The organism is Ignavibacteria bacterium (genome assembly GCA_025612375.1).
Taxonomy (GTDB): domain Bacteria; phylum Bacteroidota; class Ignavibacteria; order Ignavibacteriales; family SURF-24; genus JAAXKN01.
In genome coordinates this window covers 83080-85658 of record JAAXKN010000018.1, presented here as the reverse complement: position 1 = coordinate 85658, position 2579 = coordinate 83080, and the positions used below count along the sequence as shown (strand labels likewise).

The following is a 2579-nucleotide window of genomic DNA, read 5'->3' as shown; positions in this document are numbered from 1 at the left end:
CCTCAACTTTTTCAATAGTCGATATTTTCGGCACTTCAACTTTTTCCATATCTCTCAAGTTTAATCCTACAATAATTCCCATATTATAACAAAAAATAGTTCAACCTTCAACGTTCGACGTTCGACGGTAGAAAATCATTCTGGTAAGGTTTTTAAATACCTGGACAGTCCCATAATCAGACTTTTTATCTTTGTCGATTGATTATATAGGTCTTCAAATTCTTTTGGGGTAATGTAATTCAGATCCAATATAACATATAACAACGACTGAACTTCTGAAGCTGAACGGAATGAATAACTGAGAAAATTGAGAAAGGATTTACTCGAATTGCTGTCGAATCCTTCGGCAATATTAGCCATAATTGATACTGAAGCTCTTTGAACTTGGTCTTTTAATCCATAGTCTCTTGATAGCTGCCCCTTATTACAAAGGCTGTACACATGTCGTGTAAGCTCTCTGGCCACTTTCCACGATTCTATATCTTCAAATCTTTCTATCTTCATCTTATGTTTTACCGTCGAACGTTGAACGTCGAACGTCGAACCTATTTTCTCCTCATGTATAGTACTTCATTAATCTGCCAGCTGTTCTTTGGATAACGCGAAATCCTCAGCTTCCCGGCATTGTGAAGCTTCTCCAAAAAGTAGTCTATCATCAGCTTCGGCTGCTTCAGAGTCCTGGCAATATTGGCCGAATACAGATCCTCAATTGCCCCTTCATTCATCTTACGCTTTATTAAATCCAGCAGCCCCTTCAACACATCAATATAATTCTTATAATACTTGCGCAGAAAAATCGTGAACCCCTTGGACGTTATCCCGTAAACATATACCGGACGCGCCGATTCCATGTAGAATAACCTGAATATATTCCCATTCTCATGCAGCCTCTCCAGGGCATCTATAATATCTTTGTCATCTATTAAATAACAATCCAGTTCCTTGCGTATATGCGAAAGAGATATTACAGGATAATCCCTCATTAATGCGTGACTGTATGAAATGTTGAATAGCAGGTCCACAATGCCCGACATCTCAGGTTCATTCTTAGACTTACCGGTTCTGTTCCGTGGCTGTTCGACTTTTGAGCGGAAAGAATTTGGCGTTAAGTCCATAAAATTATGCCCTCGTTTTGGTTGAAGAATTCTGCCTATTTCTCGGTGTGACTTGCCGCCGGAAGGGGAGATATGGGCATATGCCCTCTTTAAATGCCCACTTCTCCCTTTATCCCTCCTTCATGGAACAACCGGAGCCGGCGCTCCAACGTCCCATTATGTTTCGCCTTTAATTTAATAAAGAGATATTTATACCCTTTGTCAAGTTCTATCACCCCTGTAACTCCCTTTATTAACAATGCTGTGACGCACACCCCAGTTGCTCAAAATATATTTGAATTTTTGGGTTTTTATTATCTCAATGGGTGTGAATTTAAGAGGGAAAATGGAAAAGGGAATTCAGGGCAAGCGGGCTGTTTTAATGACAATTATAAAATAATTCGTTAATTTATTCATGCCTTTTGTAAAACTCCATAAACTTAATGAGGGGCAATATGCTTAGAATATTATTTCTTTCCCTGATAATGCTTGCCTGCATCACGGGATGCAAAAAGGAAACTTCTGTAGAACCTTTTAACTACGAAAGAGATACCCCCTCCTGGCTGAAGGAAAAAGTCGACGTAATGTCGCAGAACAAAGATTATTTCGGCACAAAAGTCTTCAGATACGATTGGAAGGGAAGTGCTATATACTACTGCCGGAATATAACCTTTTCCCGTCAGCCGGTTCAAAATGAAATTTTGCTTGACAACAGAACTCTAAACTGTTATTTTACCGACTAATGGAGCTGTTTGCCTAATTTTTAGTATTCTTTTTGAAATTGTCAGGGACCCGTAAAAGAGTTTTTAATATATTTGCAACAAGGGGAAGCGAAATGAAAAAAGAAGAAGTGCTGAAGTTCTTGCACCGCAAAAACTATACAAAAATGTTCCTGGCTCGCGAACTGGGAATGACCCGGCAGGGACTCGAGTACCACCTCAGGGGCGATGGCAATGTCAAACAGTTCATTGCCGATAAAATCCGTGACCTTACAGGATACGACAGCGGCTGGGAAGATGAAGAGGACGCAATTAGCGCAAAAGGTCACTTTTTCCCCCTCCTGGATATGCAGAAAATTGAAGAATCAAACATCCCTTTTCTCATTACTCATACTGCCCATAACCAGTTTTTTCACTATACTAAAAAAGAACTCTGCTTCTGTATTACTGCCTTGGGCGATTCCATGCAGGGACAAAGTGCACGCGCTATTGCAGACGGCGATATACTATTCATCGACATGGAACAGAAAATGATGAATGGCGATATCGTGTTTGTAATGCTTAAAAACGGCAGGAAGTTCGTCCGTATTTATATGGCAAATGACGGCGAGTTTACCTTCAAACCGCTGAACCCCGCTTACCCGGAAATAAACGTGAAAAAAGAAGACGTGGAATTCGTCTACAGAGTCCTCCTGGTCCGCACCAAGGACCGCGAACTCTAATTCCAAATTTAATCCGAGGTCCGGCCCCTCATCGCCGGACCTCA

The 2579-nt window shown here is 40.9% G+C and carries 4 protein-coding genes; 2 read left to right on the top strand and 2 right to left on the bottom strand.

The features are described from left to right. Window positions 1–135: 135 nt before the first annotated feature. Window positions 136–504, bottom strand: a complete 369-nt coding sequence (locus tag HF312_12200; GenBank protein ID MCU7520971.1) for a four helix bundle protein — start codon at window positions 502–504, stop codon at window positions 136–138. Window positions 505–545: 41 nt separating this feature from the next. Continuing rightward, a complete protein-coding gene (locus tag HF312_12195) occupies window positions 546–1115 on the bottom strand; it encodes a hypothetical protein (GenBank protein MCU7520970.1) in 570 nt (189 codons plus the stop codon). 434 nt (window positions 1116–1549) lie between these two features. Here HF312_12195 and HF312_12190 point away from each other — a divergent pair, with 434 nt between their 5' ends. Both HF312_12190 and HF312_12185 read left to right on the top strand, forming a co-directional pair. Further along, on the top strand, window positions 1550–1837 hold the full coding sequence (locus HF312_12190) for a hypothetical protein (GenBank protein ID MCU7520969.1): 288 nt from the start codon (window positions 1550–1552) through the stop codon (window positions 1835–1837). Between the two features lie 92 nt (window positions 1838–1929). After that, on the top strand, window positions 1930–2535 hold the full coding sequence (locus tag HF312_12185; GenBank protein ID MCU7520968.1) for a S24 family peptidase: 606 nt from the start codon (window positions 1930–1932) through the stop codon (window positions 2533–2535). Window positions 2536–2579: the final 44 nt, after the last annotated feature.